A 21289-nucleotide genomic window follows, 5' to 3' on the forward strand; every position below is an offset into this window, starting at 1 on the left:
TTGGTCAGCACTGTTTAATGGTTGTGATGTGTATGTATGTACCGCGCACGCATACAGGATATGCAGGTCGAATAGATAAAATTAGTTTGGTATTAATCATGGCTATTTCGAGGGGTATCACTTCCATCCATGGAAGATTACCGTTGTTGCGCGGGGGTGTTAGTTGTGAGCGTTATTCAGGAACTTGCTCAGGAACTGTTTGGTTCGCTCTTCTTTCGGGTTGGCAAACAACGCCTTCGCTTCGCCTTGCTCGACGATCACACCCTTGTCGAAAAACACCACACGGTTGGCCACGTCCCGGGCAAAACCCATTTCGTGGGTGACGATCACCATGGTGCGATTCTCTTCGGCCAGGCCGCGGATGGTCGCCAATACCTCGCCCACCAACTCCGGGTCGAGGGCCGAGGTCGGCTCGTCGAACAGGATCACTTCCGGCTCCATCGCCAGCGCCCGGGCAATCGCCACGCGCTGTTGCTGACCACCGGAGAGGCGACGCGGATAAGCGTCCTCCTTGCCTGCCAGACCGACCTTGGCCAAGAGCTTTTTACCCAGGGCAACGGCGTCGGCGAGCGGGATCTTCTTGACGATGATCGGGCCTTCGATAACGTTTTCCAGGGCGGTGCGGTGAGGGAACAGGTTGAAGTTCTGGAACACGAAACCCACGTGCTGGCGCAAGCGCCGCACCAGGCTCTGCTGCTGGTTCAGGGGACGGCTGGTATCGATCTCGATATCACCGACCTTGATCCGGCCGCTGGTGGGCTCTTCCAGAAAATTCAGGCAGCGCAGGAAGGTGGTCTTGCCCGAGCCGCTAGGGCCGATGATCGCCACCACCTCGCCTTCCTTGACCTCTAGATCGATGCCGTTGAGCACGACTTGACCCTTGAACTGCTTTGTCAGTTTTTCCACGACAATCATTGGGTCAGGACTCCTGGTCGTGCCGATTGACCCGCGCTTCCAGCTGGTTCTGCAGGTGCGAAAGCACCGTGGCCAGGACCCAGTAGATCAGAGCGGCGGCAAGATACATGGTGAAGATTTCGAAGGTGCGGGCGGTGATCAACTGTGCCTGGCGGAACAGCTCCGGCACCTGGATGGTGGCGGCCAGCGCGGTGTCCTTGACCAGCGAAATGAAGCTGTTGCCCAGCGGCGGCAATGCGGTGCGCATCGCCTGCGGCAGGATGGCCCGGCGCAGGGTCTGCGCACGGGTCATGCCGATACTGGCAGCGGCTTCCCACTGGCCGCGCTCGATGGAGCTGATCGCGGCACGCAGGATTTCGCAGGCATAGGCGGCCATGTTCAGCGAGAAGCCGATCAGGGCCGCCGGTAGCGGATCAAGTTCCAGGCCCAGTTGCGGCAAGCCGTAATAGATCACGAACAGCTGTACCAGCAAGGGCGTGCCGCGAAAGAACGACACGTAGATGCGGGCGATCCAGCTCACCAGTTTGAAGCGCGACAGGCGCATCAACGCCAGGCCGAACCCCATCACCAGGCCGAAGAACATCCCGCCCAGACTGAGGATGACCGTGTAGTACGCGCCCTTGAGCAGAAAGGGCGCGGAGTCCAGCGCGAGTTGAAAAGCTTCTTCCATTATTGAGTGACGTCAGCGTTGAAGTATTTTTCCGAAAGCTTTTTCAGGGTGCCATCGGCGCGCAGCTTGTCGATTGCCTTGTTCACTGCGGCCAGCAGTTCAGGCTCGCCTTTGCGCAGGGCAATACCGGCTTCCTGACGGGAGAACGCGTCACCGGCAGCGGTGGTGTCCTTGGCTTTCTTGGCATATTCCAGTGCGGCCAGACGGTCGATCAGGATGGCATCGATACGGCCGACACGCAGGTCCTGGAACTTGGTCGGATCATCTTCGTAGGTGCGGATGTCTGCGGTCGGCACATTCTCTTTCACCCACTGTTCGTAGTTGGTGCCCAGGCCCACGCCGACTTTCTTGCCGCCCAGATCGGCAGCGGACTTGATGTTCAGCTCGGCGGCTTTTTTGGTCAGCACCAGCGCCTGAATCCCGGAAACGGTGTAGGGCTCGGAGAAGTCATACTTCTTCTTGCGCTCTTCGGAGATGGTCACCTGGTTGATCACTGCGTCCAGACGCTTGGATTCCAGGGCAGCCAGGATGCCGTCCCACTTGGTGGGTTGCAGCTTGACCTTCACGCCCAGCTCTTTGGCCAGGGCTTCGGAGAACTCGACTTCGAAGCCACTCAGCTTGCCGTCGGCATCGACGAAGCTGAACGGTGGGTAGGTGCCTTCCAGGCCGACGTTGATTACGCCTTTGTCCTTGATTTGTTGCAGCTGCTCACCGGCAACCGCCTGTCCGATCAGGCCGGCGCTCAATGCCAGGCCCAGAGAACCCACCAGCAGATTGCGGCGTAGTGCGGAAAAATTCATGACAAGCCCCTGTGTTTTCTTATGGAAGACGCTTTAGGAAAGTTGGCAAATTCGGGATTTGGACGACTGCGATATCCTGCCCTAATGCAGCTTATGCGTCTCGCTGCAAATTCGCCTGCGGCGTGACTATAAGATGGAGCCGTTAGATAGGAAAATAATAAATATTCTTTTTGTTATATCTTAAGGGTATATCTAGCCAGGTCGATTGCTTTCGCTGGCAAGCCAGCTCCTACATTGTTCGCGTTGTACCCGTACGAGCGTTACAGAAAATCCTTATAGGCAAACAACGCCGGCGCCCCGCCGGTGTGCAGGAAGATAATCGGGCCCTCATCGAAACGCTGACGCCCGATCCCGTCCAGCAACCCCGCCATGGCCTTGCCAGTGTAGACCGGGTCCAGCAGCAAGCCTTCCTGCCCCGCCAGCAGCTTCACCGCCGCCAGTGTGCCGGCATTCGGTTCGCCATAACGCGGGCCGAAATACTCATCCCACAACTCGACCTTGAAAGCCTCCGGCAGATTCACGCCCAGCAGTTCGGCGGTGCGCTCGGCCAGGCCTTGAACCTTTGGCCGCTGATCTTCATCGCTGCGCGAGACCGTCACGCCGATCACTGGCAGATCCGGCAGTGCTTCGCTCAAGGCCAGGGCCAGACCGCTGTGGGTACCGGCGCTGCCCGAGGCCAAAACCACGGCGGCGAAGGTCAGGCCGGTGTCCTTGATCTGCTCGGCCAGTTCCAGTCCGGCGCGCACATAGCCCAGGGCGCCCAGCGCATTGGAGCCACCGATCGGCACCAGGTACGGCTTCTTGCCGTTGCTGCGCAGTCGGTTGGCCAGGGCTTGCAGTTGCTCGTCGGCGTTGTCGAGGTTTTCCACCAGTTCGACCTTGCAATCGAACAGGTCGAGCAGCAGCCGGTTGCCGTTGCCGGTGTAATTGCTGTCATCGGTGCCGAGGGGGTTTTCCAGAAGGGCTACGCAGCCCAGCCCCAGTTTGGCGGCAATGGCGGCGGTCTGGCGCACGTGGTTCGATTGCAGTGCGCCGGCGGTGATCAAGGTGTCGGCACCCTGGGCCAGCGCATCGGCGGCCAGGTATTCGAGTTTGCGCAGCTTGTTGCCGCCCATCGCCAGCGGCGTCAGGTCATCGCGCTTGACGTAAACATCGCGTCCCAGCCAGGTCGAAAGGCGTTCGAGTTTTTCCAGGGCGGTGGGCTGACCGAGCAGGTCAAGGCGGTTAAAGCGGGCAAGCTGTTGTTTGATCATGGGTCCGTACTGGCCGTGGAAGATCTCAGGACTATAGGCACGCCCCAAAGCCTGGGCAACCGCCAATCGCTTATAGCCATTTGTACTGAGTACAGCACTATTGGTTCTTAATTTGCCTCGCAACCCTTGCCGTAAAGTAATCGCCGTCAGTGCGGCCAGACAGTCCGGTCGCCCGTGAGGAGTTTTTTACCGTGAGTGAGCGTTCCAGCCATTGGCAATTGCAGACCATCGTCAGCCAGCTGCGCACTGCGCGTGAGCAGTGGCGAGCGCAAAATGGCCGGGCCAGTACCGAACAGGGCGGTCGCGAGCTGCCCTCCCGGGCGGCCATGGCAGAGATTCTCGAAGCCTTGTGCGGTGCGCTGTTCCCGATGCGACTGGGGCCGGTTGACCTGCGCGAGGAGAGCGAAGACTTCTACGTCGGCCATACCCTGGATGTGGCGCTGAACGCGCTGTTGGCCCAGGCGCGGCTCGAATTGCGCTACGCCGCGCGCCACAGTGCTCAGGCCGATACCGAAATCGAAGCCAGGACCATCCAGATCATTCAGGACTTCGCCCTTGCTCTGCCGGGGCTGCGCAGCCTGTTGGACACCGACGTGCTGGCGGCCTATCACGGTGACCCGGCGGCGCGCAGTGTCGATGAAGTGCTGTTGTGCTATCCGGGGATTCTGGCGGTCATTCACCACCGTCTTGCCCACCATTTGTACCGCGCCGGGCTGCCGTTGCTGGCGCGGATCAGTGCGGAAATCGCCCACTCGGCTACTGGCATCGACATCCACCCCGGTGCGCAGATCGGCCGCAGTTTCTTCATCGACCACGGCACAGGCGTGGTGATTGGCGAGACGGCGATCATTGGCGAGCGCGTGCGGATTTATCAGGCCGTTACCCTGGGCGCCAAGCGCTTCCCGGCGGACGAAGACGGTCAGTTGCAGAAAGGCCAGCCGCGGCACCCGATTGTCGAGGATGACGTGGTGATCTATGCCGGGGCGACGATTCTCGGGCGGATCACCATCGGCCAGGGTTCGACCATAGGCGGCAATGTCTGGCTGACCCGTAGCGTGCCGGCGGGCAGCAACCTGACCCAGGCGAACCTGCAGCATGATGATGGGGCGCAGAAGTAAGCTCCTGAATCTTCATTGACTGTCCCGACCTCTTCGTCGGAACGCCGCCCGGAGCAGGCTCGCTCCCACATTGAAATGCGTTCCTCTGTGGGAGCGAGCCTGCTCGCGAAGCTTTTAAATCCTGCTTATTTCCTCCCTTGAGCTAGCGTAAGAACACCACCGCCGAGCCCTGCGATTAGTCCTTAGCCCCCTATCCATGTTTAACTTGAACGTTCATTCAAGTTAAACCGGTGGTTCGCTGCCCGCTCACAACAGGAGGCTTGCCTTTGCTGAGTCCGATTTCTACAGCCACGATTTTCCCCTTCGAGGTGCACCGTACATGAGTGCATCGTCCATTCCTCCAAGCGGTCTGATCCGCATGAATCCGCCGGTGTTCTGGTTCTCGGCGAGTTTCATTCTGTTGTTTGGCATCGTTGTCATCGCCATGCCCGAGCAGGCCGGTGCCTGGTTGCTGGCGGCGCAAAACTGGGCGGCCAACACGGTCGGCTGGTATTACCTGCTGGCGATGACCCTGTATCTGGTCTTCGTGGTGGTCACCGCGTTATCGGGCTACGGCAAGATCAAACTCGGTGCCGACCACGACGAGCCCGAATTCAGCTACCTGTCCTGGGCCGGCATGTTGTTCGCCGCCGGGATCAGCATCACCCTGTTTTTCTTCTGCGTGTCCGAGCCGCTGACCCATATGTTGCAACCGCCCCAGGGCGAGGCCGGTACGGCGGATGCGGCGCGCCAGGCGATGCAGATTCTGTTTCTGCACTGGGGCCTGCATGGCTGGGGTGTGTTCGCCTTTGTCGGGATGGCGCTGGCCTACTTTGCCTACCGGCATAACCTGCCGCTGGCCCTGCGCTCGGCGCTGTACCCGCTGATTGGCAAGCGCATCAACGGCCCCATCGGCTACGCGGTGGATGGCTTCGGCATCATCGCCACGGTGTTCGGCCTCGGTGCCGACATGGGCTTTGGCGTGTTGCACCTCAACTCGGGCCTGGACTACCTGTTCGGCATCGCCCACACCCAATGGATTCAGGTCGGCCTGATCACGCTGATGATGGGTGCGGCGATCATCGTTGCCGTATCCGGCGTCGACAAGGGCGTGCGGGTGATGTCCGACATCAACATGCTGCTGGCCTGTGCGCTGCTGCTGTTCGTGTTGTTCGCCGGCCCCACGCAGCATTTGCTCAATACCCTGATCCAGAACGTCGGCGATTATCTCGGCGCCTTGTCGATGAAGAGTTTCGACCTTTACGCCTACGACAAACCCAGCGACTGGCTGGGCGGCTGGACGGTGTTCTATTGGGCCTGGTGGATTGCCTGGTCGCCGTTCGTGGGCCTGTTCATCGCGCGGATTTCCCGTGGCCGGACCATCCGCGAATTCGTCTTCGGCGTGCTGCTGATTCCGCTCGGCTTCACCCTGGCGTGGATGTCGATCTTCGGCAACAGCGCCATCGACCAGGTGCTCAACCACGGCATGAGCGCGCTCGGCATGTCGGCCATCGACAACCCGTCGATGACCCTCTACCTGCTGCTGGAAACCTACCCGTGGAGCAAAACCGTCATCGCGGTCACGGTGTTCATCAGCTTCGTGTTCTTCGTCACCTCGGCCGACTCCGGCACCGTGGTGCTCTCGACGCTGTCCGCCAAGGGCGGTAGTCCCGATGAAGACGGGCCGAAATGGCTGCGGGTGTTCTGGGGCGCAATGACTGCGCTGGTGACCAGCGCCTTGCTGTTCTCGGGCAGCATCGATGCATTGAAGTCGGCGGTGGTCCTGACGTCGTTGCCGTTCTCGTTGATCCTGCTGTTGATGATGTGGGGGCTGCACAAGGCGTTTTATCTGGAGTCGCAGAAGCAGATCGCGCAGATGCATTCCCTGGCGCCGGTGTCCGGTTCCCGGCGCGGCGGCTGGCGGCAACGCTTGAGCCAGGCGGTGCATTTTCCGTCGCGCGATGAGGTCTATCGCTTCCTCGACACAACGGTGCGCCCGGCGATTGAAGAAGTCTCTGCCGTGTTCATCGAAAAGGGTTTGCACGTAGCGACACACCCGGACCCGGCCAATGACAGCGTCAGCCTGGAAATCGGCCATGGCGATCAGCATCCGTTCGTTTATCAGGTGCAGATGCGCGGTTACTTCACGCCGTCCTTTGCTCGTGGCGGCATGGGTTCCAAGCAACTCAACAATCGCCGTTATTACCGGGCCGAAGTGCATTTGAGCGAGGGCAGTCAGGACTACGATCTGATGGGCTACACCAAGGAGCAGATCATCAACGACATCCTCGACCAGTACGAACGGCACATGCAGTTCCTGCATCTGGTGCGTTGATCGCGGGGCAGGGCGCCGGGGCTTTCAGCTCTCGGCGCTGAGCACCATGAACAACACCAGCGCCGCCACCGGAATGCTGAACACCATCGTGCCGATCCCCAGTTCCGTACTCAGCGACTGACCGGCGGACACTATGCCGATGGCGCCGTTGATCACCGTCAGCGCCAGCCACAGGATCACAAAACTGAAGGTGAGCGTCTGGCGGCTGAAGCCGAGTTTCTCGCCGATGAACAGCATCATCGCGAGCAGGACCAGGCCGAAAGTGATGATGATCGTGGTGTGCATGGTTTGCTCCATCCTTGCGACAGGTATCGCCTGTTCGTTGCTTTGGCGACTGTGTTCCTGTCGACCCTGATCGCGCAAGCCTGTCGCTGCCTTGTTCAATGCTGCGGGCAGATCGGGTTTTTTGTGAAACGTTTCAGCTATTAGTCGAATCCCGGCTTTTCTGGTGTCCGCGCGGGCGTATGCTGGGCGACTGGCAAAGCAGTCGATACCAGATTCAAGACCGACAAGAGAGGATTCGATGACTTATACCGCTGCCGAAAACCGCTACGACTCCATCCCTTACCGCCGCGTGGGCCGCAGCGGTCTGGTGCTGCCCGCGCTGTCGTTGGGCCTGTGGCACAACTTTGGCGACAGCACGCCGATCGATACCCAGCGCGCGTTGTTGCGTACAGCGTTCGACCTGGGCATCAACCATTTCGACCTGGCCAACAACTACGGCCCGCCGTATGGCAGCGCCGAGATCAACTTCGGCCGTCTGCTGCGCGAAGACTTCAAGCAGTACCGCGACGAACTGATCATTTCCAGCAAGGCCGGTTGGGACATGTGGCCTGGCCCTTACGGTCAGGGCGGCGGTTCGCGCAAGTACGTGCTGGCCAGTCTCGACCAGAGCCTGCAACGCCTGGGCGTGGATTACGTCGACATCTTCTATTCCCACCGTTTTGATCCGGACACGCCTCTGGAAGAAACCGCCAGCGCACTGGCCACAGCGGTGCAACAGGGCAAGGCGTTGTACATCGGCATCTCGTCCTATTCCGGGGTGAAAACCCGGGAAATGGCGGCGTTGCTCAAGGAGTGGAAGGTGCCGTTGCTGATCCACCAGCCGGCGTACAACCTGCTCAACCGCTGGGTGGAAAAAGACCTGCTGGACACCACGGATGAACTCGGCACGGGCGTGATCGCCTTCACGCCGCTGGCGCAGGGATTGCTGACTGACAAGTACCTCAACGGCGTACCGGCGGATGCGCGGGTCAATCGTCCGGGCGGTGGTTCGTTGCAGGCAGCGCATTTGTCCGACGCCAACATCGCGCAGGTTCGTGCGCTCAACGAAATCGCCAAACGTCGTGGCCAGAGCCTGGCGCAACTGGCGCTGGCCTGGACGCTGCGCGATCCTCGGGTCACTTCGGCATTGATCGGCGCGAGCCGGCCCGAGCAGATCATCGAGAACGTCGGGGCGTTGAAGAACCTGAGCTTCAGTGCGGATGAGCTGGCGGAGATTGACCGGTTTGCCCAAGAGGGCGGGATCAATCTTTGGGAGAAGCCTTCGACGGCTGAGTAACCTGCAGATCGCATCGCCGGCAAGCCGGCTCCTACAGAATGTATGGGTCTTTGTAGGAACTGGCTTGCCAGCGATTGACTGCGCAGCAGTCATCTATCTGAAAAACGGCACATCCCCCAACACCGTCGCCCGCTGCATCACCCGCCGCGCCGGCCGGTAATCATCCACCGCGTAATGCTGGGTCACGCGGTTATCCCAGAACGCAATGTCGTCCTGCTGCCAGCGCCAGCGAATGGTGAATTCCGGCCGCGTGGAGTGGGCGAACAAAAACTTCAGAATCGCCTCGCTTTCGGTTTCCGACAGTTCGTTGATCTTCGAGGTGAAACCTTCGTTGACGAACAACGAGCGCCGTCCGCTTACCGGGTGCGTGCGGATCACCGGGTGCGACAGCGGCGGATTCTTGCGTCGTGCTTCTTCCCATTGGGTCAGCGCCTCGGGCGTGTTGCCATAGCGCTCCAGCGGGAACGAACGGGTGAAGTCGTGGGTGGCGGTCAGGCCTTCGAGCAAGGTTTTCATCGACGCCGACAGGGCTTCATACGCCGCAATCCCGCTGGCCCACAACGTATCGCCGCCAAACTCCGGCAGCAGCTTGGCGCTGAGCACTGCGCCCATGGCCGGGGTCGGCAGGAAGGTCACGTCGGTGTGCCAGATCGCGTTATCGCGCACGTCGGTGACGGCGGTGTCGAGGATCAGCACTTGCGGTTGCTCCGGCACATTCGGGTAGATCGGGTGAATGTGCAGGTCGCCGAAATTCGCCGCGAAGCGTGCCTGTTGCTGCGGCGTGATCGGTTGGTTGCGGAAGAACAGGACCTGATGCTTGAGCAGGGCCTGCTCGATGGCATCGCGCTGCTCCGGGTTCAGCGGTTGGCTGATATCGATGCCGCTGATTTGCGCGCCGAGGGCAGAGCTTAGGGGGACGATGGTCAGTTGGCTCATGGTGGTTCTCTTGAATCCGGGTGCCGTGTTTTTTGTGGGAGTCATCAGTGGGCCTGGCCATGCCACGGCACCAGTTTGCGTTGCAGGGCACGCAGGCCCAACTCCATCGCGAAGGCGATCAGCGCGATCACCAGAATCCCCAGCACCACCACATCGGTGACCAGGAACTGCGCGGCCGACTGCACCATGAAACCCAGGCCGCTGGTGGCGGCGATCAATTCAGCGGCGACCAACGTCGACCAACCGACACCGAGGCCAATGCGCACACCGGTCAGGATGTCCGGCAAGGCACTCGGCAAAATCACGTGGCGGATCAACTGCACACGCGTTGCGCCCAGCGACTGTGCGGCACGCAATTTGGCCGGGTCGACCGTGCGCACACCGGTGGCGGTGGCGATGGCAATCGGGGCGAAGATCGCCAGGTAGATCAGCAGCACTTTCGACAATTCACCGATGCCGCACCAGATCACGATCAGCGGCAGGTAGGCCAGCGGTGGAATCGGCCGGTAAAACTCGATCAGCGGATCGAGCACGCCACGGGCGATACGGTTGGCGCCGATGGCGATGCCCACCGGCACGGCGGTGAGAATCGCAAAACCGAGGCCCAGGCCGATGCGGCTCAGACTCGCGCCGAGGTGCTGCCACAAGGTTGAGTCCATATAACCCGAGGTCGCCAGCAGCCAGCCTTTTTGCAGCACGGCCGAAGGTGGTGGCAGGAACAGCGGCTCGATCAAACCGGTCGCCGTCACGGCCCACCAAATGGCAACGAGAGCGACCAACGTCAGCACACTGATCCAGCGCGTGCTCAAGCTGCGTCGTGGCGCAGTCACGGGGGTGCCTGGCTTTATCGCCGCGACGGGAATTTCATAACTGCTCATGCGCGCTCCTGCCGCTGGGCGGCGCTGCGTTGGGAGAACACTTTGGCGAGTACGTGTTCGCGGGTTTCGATGAAGCGCGGGTCGGATTTGATCGAGCGGGCCGACTCACCGGCGGCATAACGCTGACCGAAATCGAGGCTCAGGCGCTCGACGATTTGCCCCGGGTTGGGCGCCAACAGAATCAGGTCGGTGGCGAGGAACACGGCTTCTTCGATGTCGTGGGTAATCAGGAACACCGGTTTGGCGGTGCGTTGCCAGACTTGCAGCAACAGCTCCTGCATCTGCTCGCGGGTGAAGGCGTCGAGGGCGCCGAAAGGTTCGTCCATCAGCAACACGCGCGGGTCGGCGGCGAGGGCGCGGGCCAGGCCGACTCGCTGCTTCTGGCCGCCGGAAAGCTGCCAGATGCGGCGCTGTTCAAAACCGGAAAGATCGACCAGGGCGAGCATTTCCCGGGCGCGGGCCTCGCGTTTGTTCCGGGCGATGCCGGCCAGCTCCAGGCCGAAGCCGACGTTGGCCAGCACGTCTTGCCACGGCAACAGCGCGTCGTCCTGGAACACCACGCCGCGCTCGGCACTCGGGCCTTTGACGGGCACGCCGTCGAGGGTGATGCGCCCGGCGCTGGCTTCGACGAAACCGGCAATCAGGTTCAACAGCGAAGTCTTGCCACTGCCGGACGGGCCGAGGGCAACCAGCAATTGCCGGGGCCCAAGGCTCAGGGAGATATCCGCCAACACCGGTTCCGGGTTGCCGGGGTACTGTGCGCTGATGCGCTCCAGCTGTAGCAAAGCCATCGCGTTGACTCCCGATCAGTTGGTGATGAATTTGGCGCTGACGTACGGCGCGTAGTCCGGCAGCACGGCCTCGACCTTGCCTTGTTCCTTGAGGAACGCCGCTGTGTCGGTGATGGCCTTGGTGGTCGGCGCGCCGAGGGTGATGACCTGATCAGCCGCCAACGGGTAGACGTTGCCTTGCAGCAGCAGCGGAATGTCGCTGGCCTTGGCGCCGGACAGTTTTACCAGCTTGTCGACGTTGCCTTGATTGGCGAGCCAGGCTTGCGGGTCTTTGCGGTAGTCGGCGTAGGCATCCAGGGTCACTTTGGCGAACGCGGTGACGATCTCCGGGTGCTTCTCGGCGAAATCCTTGCGCACGATCCAGGCGTCGAAGGTCGGGGCACCGAACTTGGCCAGTTCGCCGGAGGTGATCAGTACCTTGCCGTTTTCCTTGGCCACACCAAGAGCCGGGTCCCAGACGTAGGTGGCGTCGATGTCACCGCGTTTCCAGGCGGCAATGATCGCTGGCGGTGCCAGGTTGAGGACGGTGACTTTCGATGGGTCGATGTTCCAGTGCTTCAGCGCGGCGAGCAGGCTGTAGTGGCCGGTGGAAACGAACGGCACGGCGATCTTCTTGCCGATCAGGTCTTGCGGGGTCTTGATCCCGGAACCGTCACGGGCGACCAGGGCTTCGGCGGCGCCGATCTGGGTGGCGATGAGGAAGGTTTCCACCGGGACTTTGCGAGTGATTGCAGCGGTCAGTGGGCTGGAACCGAGGTAGCCGATCTGCACGTCGCCGGAGGCGATGGCAGCGATGATGTCGGCACCGTTGTCGAATTTGCGCCAGCTGATATCGGCCTTGGTGGCTTTTTCGTAAGCGCCGTCGGCCTGGGCGACTTTCGCCGGGTCAACGGTGGTCTGGTAGGCGACGGTGACGTCGGCCGCCTGGGCGAGCAAACTGGCTGCTGCCAAAGTAGCGGCCGCCAGCAAGCGTAGAGGGAAAGTCAGTTTCATCAGAAAGCTCCTTGTCAGGCGACCGAGTGTCGGCGTGATAAGGAGACTAAATGATCTAAGAATTCGAAAATAAATAACTTTTTCGAATTAGCTTATGAGAGGAAAACTTGCGGGCGACCGCTACGCGGTCATCGTCGGAACGCCGCCCGGAGCAAGCTCGCTCCCACAGGGTTCAATGGTGTTTGCACGATTGCAGCCACACCGATAATCCACTGTGGGAGCGAGCTTGCTCGCGATAAGGTCCGCAGGACCTTCAGTTGCTGATCGCCAGAATGCTCGCCTGGTACGCCCCGACAAACACATCGAAATCACCGACTTCGTTCTGTTCCAGCTCAGTCTGCTGAGCCAGCGATGAACGCGCCCGCTCTTCAAACTTCGCCTGTTCCTCAGCCGCCAACGGCTCGCTGCGGAAGAACTCGGCGTGGGCCTGGCTCTGGCGCAGGGAGAACTGGGCGAAGCTTTCCTTGTGCTCGGCCATCGCTGCCAGCACCTGGGCCGAGGGCGTCAGGGAAGGATCCCGAACCTTGGCCATCTGGGCGTCCAGCGCTTTGCTGTGGGCGTCGCCGCCATGGCTCTGGTCGAGCATCGCGGCCAGAGGGGCAATATTTTCCAGCAGCTCAGCGGCCCATTCCTTCAGGTCAACCGGCTGGCCATCGCGTTGCAGTTGCAGGCCTGGGCGACGACCTTCCTTGACCACGCTGAGGAAGTTCGAGGTTGCGTTGTTGCAGCTGGTGTTGGTCAGCAGCGGGCTGTCGTTGAGCGCGCAGTACAGCAGGAACGCATCGAGGAAGCGCGACTCGGTGAGGTCGATGCCCATCGGCAGGAACGGGTTGATGTCCAGGCAGCGCACTTCAACGTACTGGATGCCCCGGGCCACCAGCGCCTGGATAGGACGCTCGCCAGTGTAGGTCACGCGTTTCGGGCGGATGTTGGAGTAGTACTCGTTTTCGATCTGCAGGATGTTGGTGTTGAGCTGTACCCACTCGCCATCCTGGTGGGTGCCGACTTCGACGTACGGTGCGTACGGCGTGGCTACCGCTTTGCGCAGGCTGTCGGTGTAGCTGGCCAGGTCGTTGTAGCACGGCGTCAGGCCGGCCTGGGCGTTGCTCTGGTAACCCAGGTCGCTCATGCGCAGGCTGGTCGCGTACGGCAAGTACAGGGTGTGCGGATCCAGTTGCTCCAACTGATGCGAACGACCGCGCAGGAAGCCGGCGTCCAGTGCCGGCGAGGCACCGAACAGGTACATCAGCAGCCAGCTGTAGCGGCGGAAGTTACGGATCAGCGCGATGTAGGCCGACGACTGGTAATCGCGGTCGGTGCCGACAAAGCCTTCGGCCTGCCTGAGCAACGGCCAGAGTTTTTCCGGCAGCGAAAAGTTGTAGTGGATACCGGCAATGCATTGCATGGTCTTGCCGTAACGCAGGGCCAGGCCTTTGCGGTAGACGTACTTGAGCTGCCCGATATTGGACGTGCCGTAATAGGCGATCGGGATGTCTTCCTCGGCCGGCAACGGGCACGGCATCGATGGGCTCCACAGGTACTCGTTGCCGAGCTTGCTGTAGGCAAAACGGTGAATGCTGTCCAGGCTCGCCAGCGTGTCCGCCGGGTCGGGCAGGGCCGGAGTGATGAACTCCAGCAGCGACTCGGAGTAGTCGGTGGTGATTTGTTCATTGGTCAGCGCGGAACCCAATTCTTCCGGGTGCGGCGTTTGCGCCAGGCGACCTTCGCCGGTCACGCGCAGGCATTCACGTTCGATGCCGTGAAGGCACTGTTCGAGCAGAGAGAGGTTAGCGCGCTCGCCGAGCAGGGCCAGGCGGCGGTTGAGAAGTTCGCTCAAGTTGGATTCCTTCACGCGTCAGTCGCCCCAATATGGGGGTGGGCAAGACGGTCTACAAGGGTGAAGTTAAAACTGGCGTTTTCGCCTGGTTTTGTAGGAGCGAGCTTGCTCGCGATGGAGGTTAACGATAACGCGGGGTGCCTGAATGAAAACGGCGCCCTGACGTTCATCGCGAGCAAGCTCGCTCCTACAGGTCTTAGCGCCGAAATTAACTCAAATCGATGACATCTAGCTATAGGACAGCGAACGTGCCTTGTGCTTTTGCGACCAGTTTGTCGCCCTGCATCACATCGGCCTCGACCACCAGTGTGCGCCGGCCCGGGTGGATCACCCGCGCCGTGCACATCACCTCGCCGTCAGAGACGGCGCGGATGTAGTTGATCTTGCACTCGATGGTCGCGCTCTGCTGGCCAAAGCCGTGAGTGCTGGAACAGGCCAGCCCCATGGCAATGTCCACCAGGCTGAACAAGGCCCCGCCGTGCAGCTTGCCACCGCGATTGCGCAGCTGGGGTTCCAGCGCCAGGGCGACTTGCGCCACCCCGGTTTCCAGACTGTGCAAACGGCAGCCCAGCAGCTTGAAAAACGCGCTTTCGGTCAGCCCGGCGGGGATGTCCATCAGCGTTTCTTCAACTGCTTGGCGTTGGCGAACAGCGAAGCCATGGCGTTGTTGCTCGGGGCTGCTGCCGTGGTTTCCTTGCGCGGTGCGGTGTTCTGGGACTGGCGTGGCGCCGACCCCGGACGCGCGCCGCGAGCGCCGTCGATTTTCTCGCCCGGGGTGTCGCTCATGCGCATCGACAGGCCAACACGTTTGCGCGGGATGTCGATTTCCATGACCTTCACTTTCACCACGTCACCGGCCTTCACCGCTTCGCGAGGATCCTTGATGAACTTCTCAGAAAGTGCAGAGATGTGCACCAAACCGTCCTGATGCACGCCGATATCGACGAAGGCACCGAAGTTGGTCACGTTGGTCACCACGCCTTCGAGGATCATGCCCAGTTGCAGGTCCTTGAGGTCTTCGACGCCTTCCTGGAACTCGGCGGTCTTGAACTCGGGACGCGGGTCGCGGCCGGGTTTTTCCAGTTCCTGGAGAATGTCGGTCACGGTCGGCAGACCGAAGGTTTCATCGGTGTACTTCTTCGGATCGAGGCGCTTGAGGAACGTGGCGTCGCCAATCAGCGAGCGGATGTCACGGTCGGTTTCAGCGGCGATGCGCTGAACCAGCGGATAGGCTTCCGGGTGAACCGCCGACGAGTCCAGCGGGTTTTCACCGTTCATGACGCGCAGGAATCCAGCGGCCTGTTCGAAGGTTTTCTCGCCCAGGCGCGCGACTTTCTTCAGCGCAGCGCGGGTCTTGAACGCGCCGTTCTCGTCGCGGTGGCTGACGATGTTCTGCGCCAGGGTCGCGTTGAGGCCGGAGATCCGTGCCAGCAGCGCCACGGAAGCGGTGTTCACGTCGACGCCGACGGCGTTCACGCAGTCTTCGACTACCGCATCCAGGCCTCGGGCCAGTTTCAGCTGCGACACGTCGTGCTGGTACTGGCCGACGCCGATGGATTTCGGATCGATCTTCACCAGTTCGGCCAGCGGGTCTTGCAGGCGACGGGCAATCGACACGGCGCCACGGATCGACACGTCGAGGTCCGGGAATTCCTTGGAAGCCAGCTCCGATGCCGAGTAAACCGATGCCCCGGCCTCGGAAACCATGACCTTGGTCATTTTCATGGCCGGGTATTTTTTGATCAGTTCAGCGGCCAGCTTGTCGGTTTCGCGGCTGGCGGTACCGTTACCGATGGCGATCAGGTCCACCGAGTGCTTGGCGCACAGGGCGGCGAGCACGGCGAGGGTCTGGTCCCACTTGTTGTGCGGCACGTGCGGGTAAACCGTGGCGTGATCCAGCAGTTTGCCCGTGGAGTCGACCACGGCGACCTTGCAACCGGTACGCAGGCCCGGGTCGAGGCCCAGGGTGGCGCGCGGGCCGGCCGGGGCCGACAGCAGCAGGTCGTGCAGGTTGTGGGCGAAGACGTTGATCGCTTCGGTTTCCGCGCCATCGCGCAGCTCGCCCAGCAGATCGGTTTCCAGGTGGGTATAGAGCTTGACCTTCCAGGTCCAGCGCACCACTTCGCCCAGCCATTTGTCGGCGGCACGGTTTTGGTTCTGGATGCCGAATTGCTGGCCGATCATGCCTTCGCACGGATGCATGGTGCCTGGCAGCTCATCGCCGACTTTCAGCGCGGAGCTGAGAATGCCTTCGTTGCGACCACGGAAAATCGCCAGCGCGCGGTGCGATGGCATGCTTTTCAGCGGTTCGTCGTGTTCGAAATAGTCGCGGAACTTGGCGCCTTCCTCTTCCTTGCCGGCGATCACGCGGGCACTGAGGGTGGCTTCCTGCTTGAGGTAGCTGCGCAGCTTGTCCAAGAGGCCTGCGTCTTCGGCGAAGCGCTCCATCAGGATGTACTTGGCGCCTTCGAGCGCAGCCTTTACATCGGCCACGCCTTTTTCCGCGTCGATGAAACGTGCGGCTTCGGTTTCCGGGCTCAGGGACGGGTCGTTGAACAGGCCGTCGGCCAGATCGCCCAGGCCGGCTTCCAGGGCGATCTGGCCCTTGGTGCGGCGCTTCTGCTTGTACGGCAGGTACAAGTCTTCGAGGCGGGTCTTGGTGTCGGCGAGCTTGATGTCGCGTTCAAGCTGCGGGGTCAGCTTGCCTTGCTCCTGGATGCTGGCAAGGATGCTGATGCGCCGTTCGTCGAGTTCTCGCAGGTAGCGCAGGCGCTCTTCCAGATGACGCAATTGCGTATCGTCGAGGCTGCCGGTCACTTCTTTCCGGTAACGGGCGATGAAGGGAACGGTTGAGCCTTCATCGAGTAGCGCGACGGCCGCTTCGACCTGTTGTGGGCGTACACCGAGTTCCTCGGCGATGCGGCTGTTGATGCTGTCCATAAAACCACCTGACAAATTGTGAAAGCAGGCTCGCAGGCGCAGAGATAGGGCCTCGGCGAGTCTGGTTGAGCGGCCTGGGCTGCGCCGCTACCTGGATCAAAAGGTATCCCGTTGACCCGTGAAATCGAACAATTACTGCCGGCGCCATGAAAAAAAATGGCGCCCGTCTGTAGTACCTGTCTGATGTTGCCTGACACAAAAGGCCGCGCATTATAACCAGCGTTCCGGCATTCGGGGGTATCGCGGGATGCGGCTTGAGTGGCCGGTTTTCTGGCGGTAAAGGAAAAATCTGCTAACAATGCACACGGTGCGTATAACGGCAGCTAGGCCATAATGCGCGCCGAGATCAAAGGAGCATCTAATGAGCAGCACTGCAAACATTGCTGAAGGCGAAAAAATTCTTATCGTTGACGACGATCCCGGGCTGAGCAGCCTGCTGGAGCGTTTTTTCGTCAGCAAGGGCTACCGCGCCCGCGCCGTACCGAACACCGAGCAAATGGATCGCCTGCTGGCGCGCGAAGTGTTCAACCTGGTCGTCCTCGACCTGATGCTGCCCGGTGAAGACGGCTTGACCGCCTGCCGCCGTCTGCGCGGTGCGAACAACCAGATTCCGATCATCATGCTGACCGCCAAGGGCGACGAGCTGAGCCGCATCAAGGGCCTGGAACTGGGCGCCGACGATTACCTGGCCAAGCCGTTCAACCCCGATGAGCTGATGGCCCGCGTCAAGGCGGTATTACGTCGCCAGTCGGCTCCGGTGCCTGGCGCCCCGGGCAGCGAAGACGAAAGCGTGACCTTCGGTGACTACGAATTGTCCCTGGCCACCCGCGAGCTCAAGCGCGGCGAAGAAGTGCACATGCTCACCACCGGTGAATTCGCTGTACTCAAGGCCCTGGTGATGAACGCGCGTCAACCGCTGACCCGCGACAAGTTGATGAACCTGGCCCGAGGCCGCGAGTGGGATGCCCTGGAGCGTTCCATCGATGTGCAGATCTCCCGTCTGCGCCGGATGATCGAACCCGATCCGTCCAAACCGCGCTACATCCAGACTGTCTGGGGCGTGGGCTACGTGTTTGTGCCGGATGGTACCGCCACCAAGTGATTGGCGATTTGTAGGAGCGGGTCATGCGGACAACGGATCAATTGATCCTGTCCGCAGACTCGCGATCCGCAATATGCGAGCATCGCTCGCTCCTGCAAGTGTTTAACGGTTACCCATGAAAACCCCCGTTTGGTTCCCCCAGAGCTTTTTCTCTCGCACCCTTTGGCTGGTGCTTATCGTTGTTCTCTTCTCCAAGGCGCTGACCCTGGTTTATCTGCTGATGAACGAAGACGTGCTGGTGGACCGCCAATACAGCCACGGTGTCGCCCTGACGCTGCGTGCCTATTGGGCTGCCGATGAAGAAAACCGTGAAAAGATCGCAGGTTCCGTGCCCCTGATACGAGTGGTCGGGGCCGGGGTGCCGGAAGGCGAGCAACACTGGCCCTACAGTGAGATCTATCAGCGGCAGATGCAGGCTGAGCTGGGGGCTGACACCGAAGTGCGATTGCGCATGCATGCACCGCCGGCGTTATGGGTTCGAGCGCCAAGCCTGGGTGAGGGCTGGCTCAAGGTTCCGCTGTATCCGCACCCACTGCGCGGTCAGAAAATCTGGAACGTGCTGGGCTGGTTCCTCGCTATCGGGTTGTTGTCCACGGCGGCGGCATGGATCTTCGTCAGCCAGCTCAACCAGCCTTTGAAACGCTTGGTGTACGCGGCGCGGCAACTGGGGCAGGGTCGCAGTGTGCGCCTGCCGATCAGCGACACACCGAGTGAAATGACAGAGGTTTATCGCGCTTTCAACCAGATGGCCGAAGACGTCGAGCAGGCCGGTCGCGAGCGCGAGCTGATGCTGGCCGGGGTGTCCCACGACTTGCGCACACCGTTGACCCGCTTGCGCCTGTCCCTGGAATTGATGGGCGATCGCACCGATCTGACCGACGACATGGTGCGTGACATCGAAGACATGGATGCGATTCTCGACCAGTTCCTGGCGTTCATTCGTGACGGGCGTGACGAGTCCGTGGAGGAGGTTGACCTGAGCGACCTGGTCCGCGAAGTCGCTGCACCCTACAACCAGAATGAAGAGAAAGTGCGGCTGCGCCTGGAGCCGATCCAGCCGTTTCCATTGCGTCGCGTGTCGATGAAACGGCTGCTGAACAACCTGATCGGCAATGCGTTGCATCATGCCGGCAGCGGTGTGGAAGTGGCGGCGTACGTCTCCGGGGACACGGCCGCACCGTACGTGGTCCTGAGCGTCATGGACCGTGGCGCCGGGATCGATCCGTCGGAGCTGGAGGCCATCTTCAACCCGTTCACCCGTGGTGATCGTGCCCGCGGCGGGAAGGGTACCGGTCTGGGCCTGGCGATCGTGAAACGGATTGCTTCGATGCACGGCGGAAATGTTGAACTGCGCAACCGTTCGGGCGGTGGCCTGGAAGCTCGAGTGCGGTTGCCGCTGGGGTTGATGTTGCCGAGGGATGCCGTTTAAGCCTGATTTTTTTCAGTGAGGCTGATGGCCCCATCGCGGGCAAGCCCGCTCCCACAGTGATTGTGGCTAGCCGAAATATCGCTACCAACCCAAAGTCCTGTGGGAGCGGGCTTGCCCGCGAAGGCGGCATCCCTGCCGCCACAAGGCTTGAGGTTTAACCCTTGCCTTTGGTCCGAGTCATATTCGGCCCACCATTCTTCTCCAGATGCTCAATGATGATCCCCGCCACATTCTTCCCGGTGGTGGTCTCAATCCCCTCAAGCCCCGGCGACGAGTTCACTTCCATCACCAGAGGCCCATGATTGGATCGCAGGATGTCGACACCAGCGACCGCCAACCCCATGACCTTCGCCGCGCGCAATGCGGTCATGCGCTCCTCGGGTGTGATCTTGATCAGGCTCGCGCTGCCACCGCGATGCAGGTTGGAGCGAAATTCGCCGGGTTTGGCCTGGCGCTTCATCGCTGCAATCACCTTGTCACCGACGACGAAGCAGCGAATGTCCGCACCACCGGCTTCCTTGATGTACTCCTGAACCATGATGTTCTGCTTGAGGCCCATGAACGCCTCGATCACCGATTCCGCGGCCGTGGCGGTTTCGCACAGCACCACGCCGATGCCCTGGGTGCCTTCCAGCACCTTGATCACCAGCGGTGCGCCGTTGACCATTTCGATCAGGTCGGGAATGTCGTCGGGGGAGTGGGCAAAACCGGTAACCGGCAAACCGATCCCGCGCCGCGAGAGCAATTGCAGCGAGCGCAGCTTGTCCCGCGAGCGGGCAATGGCCACCGATTCGTTGAGCGGGAACACCCCCATCATTTCGAACTGGCGCAGCACTGCACAGCCATAAAAGGTCACGGACGCACCGATCCGTGGAATCACCGCATCGAAACCCTCCAGCGGTTTGCCGCGGTAATGGATCTGTGGTTTGTGGCTGGCAATGTTCATGTAGGCGCGCAGGGTATCGACCACCACCATTTCATGGCCGCGTTCGGTACCGGCTTCAACCAGGCGGCGGGTGGAATACAGACGCGGGTTCCGCGACAGCACAGCGATCTTCATGCAACACCTGTGGAGGAGGTAGATACCGGGAACACCGGCTTGTCTTGTACATACTTGATGCCCGGATTGACCACCAACTGGCCGTGGATCAGGGCTTTGGAGCCGAGCAGCAGGCGATAACGCATGGACTTGCGGCAGGCGAGCGTGAACTCGACCCTCCAGACCCGATCACCAAGGGCCAGGGTGGTGCTGATCACGTATCGCACCTGCGCGTGACCGTTTGAGCTTTTAATGGTTTTCATCGTCACCAACGGTGCTTCGCAGCGCCGGTGGCGTAGTTGGACGACGGAACCCAGGTGGGCGGTAAAGCGCACCCACTGCTCACCATCGCGCTCGAACAGCTCGATTTCGGTGGCGTGGAGGCTTGAGGTGCTGGCACCGGTGTCGATTTTTGCCCGAAGGCCCGCGACTCCCAAATCCGGGAGCGCCACCCACTCGCGCAGACCGACAACGGTCAAATGGTCAAATGTCTTCAAAAGTGCTCAACCGGTAGAAACCGCTCGGGCCGCACGCGGCCGGATTCGCGGTATTCACGCAGAATAATGATTAAAAGGCGACAGATATCTACGGCCCGGATTTCCAGTCCCTCGGTGAGGTTCTGGAATAGGTGCATTGTAATCCGCTCCGGTGAAATTCTTGGTACGAGAGAAACGGTAGTACAGTTCACCAATATTTCAGAATGAGGAAATTCC

Annotated in this window: 19 protein-coding genes; 5 read left to right on the forward strand and 14 right to left on the reverse strand. The window is 61.0% G+C overall.

Annotated features, from left to right (window positions below):
* Window positions 1-159: 159 nt before the first annotated feature.
* From tcyN to AB4O16_RS17415, 4 genes are all read right to left on the reverse strand, one after another.
* Window positions 160-915 carry an L-cystine ABC transporter ATP-binding protein TcyN gene (tcyN, locus tag AB4O16_RS17400; protein ID WP_160390766.1) on the reverse strand — a complete coding sequence of 252 codons (756 nt, stop codon included), beginning with the start codon at window positions 913-915 and terminating at the stop codon, window positions 160-162.
* A 4-nt stretch (window positions 916-919) separates the two neighbouring features.
* Window positions 920-1585: a cystine ABC transporter permease gene (tcyL, locus tag AB4O16_RS17405; RefSeq protein WP_007983131.1), complete on the reverse strand. Its 666-nt coding sequence runs from the start codon at window positions 1583-1585 to the stop codon at window positions 920-922.
* The gene (tcyJ, locus tag AB4O16_RS17410) at window positions 1585-2385 is read right to left on the reverse strand and encodes a cystine ABC transporter substrate-binding protein (protein WP_160390765.1); all 801 of its coding nucleotides are present in this window, start codon (window positions 2383-2385) and stop codon (window positions 1585-1587) included. Before tcyJ ends, tcyL begins: the two co-directional genes overlap by 1 nt.
* 260 nt (window positions 2386-2645) lie before the next feature.
* Window positions 2646-3638 carry a D-cysteine desulfhydrase gene (locus AB4O16_RS17415; RefSeq protein WP_460155400.1) on the reverse strand — a complete coding sequence of 331 codons (993 nt, stop codon included), beginning with the start codon at window positions 3636-3638 and terminating at the stop codon, window positions 2646-2648.
* A 191-nt stretch (window positions 3639-3829) separates the two neighbouring features.
* On the opposite strand from AB4O16_RS17415, the gene epsC reads away from it, so the two are divergent.
* The gene (gene epsC, locus AB4O16_RS17420) at window positions 3830-4756 is read left to right on the forward strand and encodes a serine O-acetyltransferase EpsC (protein WP_150716138.1); all 927 of its coding nucleotides are present in this window, start codon (window positions 3830-3832) and stop codon (window positions 4754-4756) included.
* A gap of 358 nt (window positions 4757-5114) precedes the next feature.
* Window positions 5115-7070, forward strand: coding sequence for a choline transporter BetT (betT, locus tag AB4O16_RS17425; protein ID WP_460158068.1), 1956 nt, complete (start codon window positions 5115-5117; stop codon window positions 7068-7070).
* 24 nt (window positions 7071-7094) lie between these two features.
* Here betT and AB4O16_RS17430 read toward each other — a convergent pair whose 3' ends face one another.
* Window positions 7095-7355 carry a hypothetical protein gene (locus AB4O16_RS17430; protein WP_160390763.1) on the reverse strand — a complete coding sequence of 87 codons (261 nt, stop codon included), beginning with the start codon at window positions 7353-7355 and terminating at the stop codon, window positions 7095-7097.
* A gap of 238 nt (window positions 7356-7593) precedes the next feature.
* Between AB4O16_RS17430 and mgrA the strand changes: the two genes are divergently transcribed.
* A complete protein-coding gene (gene mgrA, locus AB4O16_RS17435) occupies window positions 7594-8631 on the forward strand; it encodes an L-glyceraldehyde 3-phosphate reductase (protein ID WP_160390762.1) in 1038 nt (345 codons plus the stop codon).
* A 93-nt stretch (window positions 8632-8724) separates the two neighbouring features.
* Here mgrA and tauD read toward each other — a convergent pair whose 3' ends face one another.
* The 7 genes from tauD to AB4O16_RS17470 form a co-directional block, all read right to left on the reverse strand.
* Window positions 8725-9567 (reverse strand): taurine dioxygenase, encoded by an 843-nt coding sequence (gene tauD, locus AB4O16_RS17440; RefSeq protein WP_460155401.1) that lies wholly within the window; start codon window positions 9565-9567, stop codon window positions 8725-8727.
* 44 nt (window positions 9568-9611) lie between these two features.
* Window positions 9612-10445, reverse strand: a complete 834-nt coding sequence (gene tauC / locus AB4O16_RS17445) for a taurine ABC transporter permease TauC (protein ID WP_160390760.1) — start codon at window positions 10443-10445, stop codon at window positions 9612-9614.
* Window positions 10442-11236 carry a taurine ABC transporter ATP-binding subunit gene (tauB, locus tag AB4O16_RS17450; protein ID WP_460155402.1) on the reverse strand — a complete coding sequence of 265 codons (795 nt, stop codon included), beginning with the start codon at window positions 11234-11236 and terminating at the stop codon, window positions 10442-10444. Before tauB ends, tauC begins: the two co-directional genes overlap by 4 nt.
* Before the next feature lie 15 nt (window positions 11237-11251).
* The gene (gene tauA, locus AB4O16_RS17455) at window positions 11252-12229 is read right to left on the reverse strand and encodes a taurine ABC transporter substrate-binding protein (protein WP_160390759.1); all 978 of its coding nucleotides are present in this window, start codon (window positions 12227-12229) and stop codon (window positions 11252-11254) included.
* Between the two features lie 253 nt (window positions 12230-12482).
* Window positions 12483-14066: a glutamate--cysteine ligase gene (gene gshA / locus AB4O16_RS17460; RefSeq protein WP_460155403.1), complete on the reverse strand. Its 1584-nt coding sequence runs from the start codon at window positions 14064-14066 to the stop codon at window positions 12483-12485.
* Between the two features lie 232 nt (window positions 14067-14298).
* Complete coding sequence (locus AB4O16_RS17465) at window positions 14299-14682, reverse strand: PaaI family thioesterase (RefSeq protein WP_460155404.1); 384 nt, start codon at window positions 14680-14682, stop codon at window positions 14299-14301.
* Window positions 14682-17006: a Tex family protein gene (locus AB4O16_RS17470; protein ID WP_460155405.1), complete on the reverse strand. Its 2325-nt coding sequence runs from the start codon at window positions 17004-17006 to the stop codon at window positions 14682-14684. Before AB4O16_RS17470 ends, AB4O16_RS17465 begins: the two co-directional genes overlap by 1 nt.
* A gap of 361 nt (window positions 17007-17367) precedes the next feature.
* Between AB4O16_RS17470 and ompR the strand changes: the two genes are divergently transcribed.
* Both ompR and AB4O16_RS17480 read left to right on the forward strand, forming a co-directional pair.
* On the forward strand, window positions 17368-18108 hold the full coding sequence (gene ompR, locus AB4O16_RS17475; RefSeq protein WP_047536233.1) for an osmolarity response regulator transcription factor OmpR: 741 nt from the start codon (window positions 17368-17370) through the stop codon (window positions 18106-18108).
* Between the two features lie 115 nt (window positions 18109-18223).
* Window positions 18224-19537 (forward strand): ATP-binding protein, encoded by a 1314-nt coding sequence (locus AB4O16_RS17480; RefSeq protein WP_160390755.1) that lies wholly within the window; start codon window positions 18224-18226, stop codon window positions 19535-19537.
* 154 nt (window positions 19538-19691) lie between these two features.
* Here the strand turns inward: AB4O16_RS17480 and rimK are convergent, their stop codons facing one another.
* Both rimK and rimB read right to left on the reverse strand, forming a co-directional pair.
* A complete protein-coding gene (rimK, locus tag AB4O16_RS17485; protein ID WP_007972871.1) occupies window positions 19692-20597 on the reverse strand; it encodes a 30S ribosomal protein S6--L-glutamate ligase in 906 nt (301 codons plus the stop codon).
* Entirely contained in the window at window positions 20594-21073 is a 480-nt protein-coding gene (gene rimB / locus AB4O16_RS17490; protein WP_008003225.1) for a retropepsin-like aspartic endopeptidase RimB, read from the reverse strand. The genes rimK and rimB overlap by 4 nt, the downstream gene beginning before the upstream one ends.
* Window positions 21074-21289: the final 216 nt, after the last annotated feature.

This window comes from Pseudomonas sp. S2_H10, from assembly GCF_054668285.1.

Bases quoted from the DNA above. Each gene is read 5' to 3' on its own strand.
- rimK (WP_007972871.1), bottom strand. From the start codon at position 20,597: ATGAAGATCGCTGTGCTGTCGCGGAACCCGCGTCTGTATTCCACCCGC.
- tauA (WP_160390759.1), bottom strand. From the start codon at position 12,229: ATGAAACTGACTTTCCCTCTACGCTTGCTGGCGGCCGCTACTTTGGCA.
- tcyJ (WP_160390765.1), bottom strand. From the start codon at position 2,385: ATGAATTTTTCCGCACTACGCCGCAATCTGCTGGTGGGTTCTCTGGGC.
- tauD (WP_460155401.1), bottom strand. From the start codon at position 9,567: ATGAGCCAACTGACCATCGTCCCCCTAAGCTCTGCCCTCGGCGCGCAA.
- AB4O16_RS17415 (WP_460155400.1), bottom strand. From the start codon at position 3,638: ATGATCAAACAACAGCTTGCCCGCTTTAACCGCCTTGACCTGCTCGGT.
- tcyN (WP_160390766.1), bottom strand. From the start codon at position 915: ATGATTGTCGTGGAAAAACTGACAAAGCAGTTCAAGGGTCAAGTCGTG.
- ompR (WP_047536233.1), top strand. From the start codon at position 17,368: ATGAGCAGCACTGCAAACATTGCTGAAGGCGAAAAAATTCTTATCGTT.
- mgrA (WP_160390762.1), top strand. From the start codon at position 7,594: ATGACTTATACCGCTGCCGAAAACCGCTACGACTCCATCCCTTACCGC.
- tauC (WP_160390760.1), bottom strand. From the start codon at position 10,445: ATGAGCAGTTATGAAATTCCCGTCGCGGCGATAAAGCCAGGCACCCCC.
- betT (WP_460158068.1), top strand. From the start codon at position 5,115: ATGAATCCGCCGGTGTTCTGGTTCTCGGCGAGTTTCATTCTGTTGTTT.
- tauB (WP_460155402.1), bottom strand. From the start codon at position 11,236: ATGGCTTTGCTACAGCTGGAGCGCATCAGCGCACAGTACCCCGGCAAC.
- AB4O16_RS17465 (WP_460155404.1), bottom strand. From the start codon at position 14,682: ATGGACATCCCCGCCGGGCTGACCGAAAGCGCGTTTTTCAAGCTGCTG.
- AB4O16_RS17470 (WP_460155405.1), bottom strand. From the start codon at position 17,006: ATGGACAGCATCAACAGCCGCATCGCCGAGGAACTCGGTGTACGCCCA.
- AB4O16_RS17480 (WP_160390755.1), top strand. From the start codon at position 18,224: ATGAAAACCCCCGTTTGGTTCCCCCAGAGCTTTTTCTCTCGCACCCTT.
- AB4O16_RS17430 (WP_160390763.1), bottom strand. From the start codon at position 7,355: ATGCACACCACGATCATCATCACTTTCGGCCTGGTCCTGCTCGCGATG.
- tcyL (WP_007983131.1), bottom strand. From the start codon at position 1,585: ATGGAAGAAGCTTTTCAACTCGCGCTGGACTCCGCGCCCTTTCTGCTC.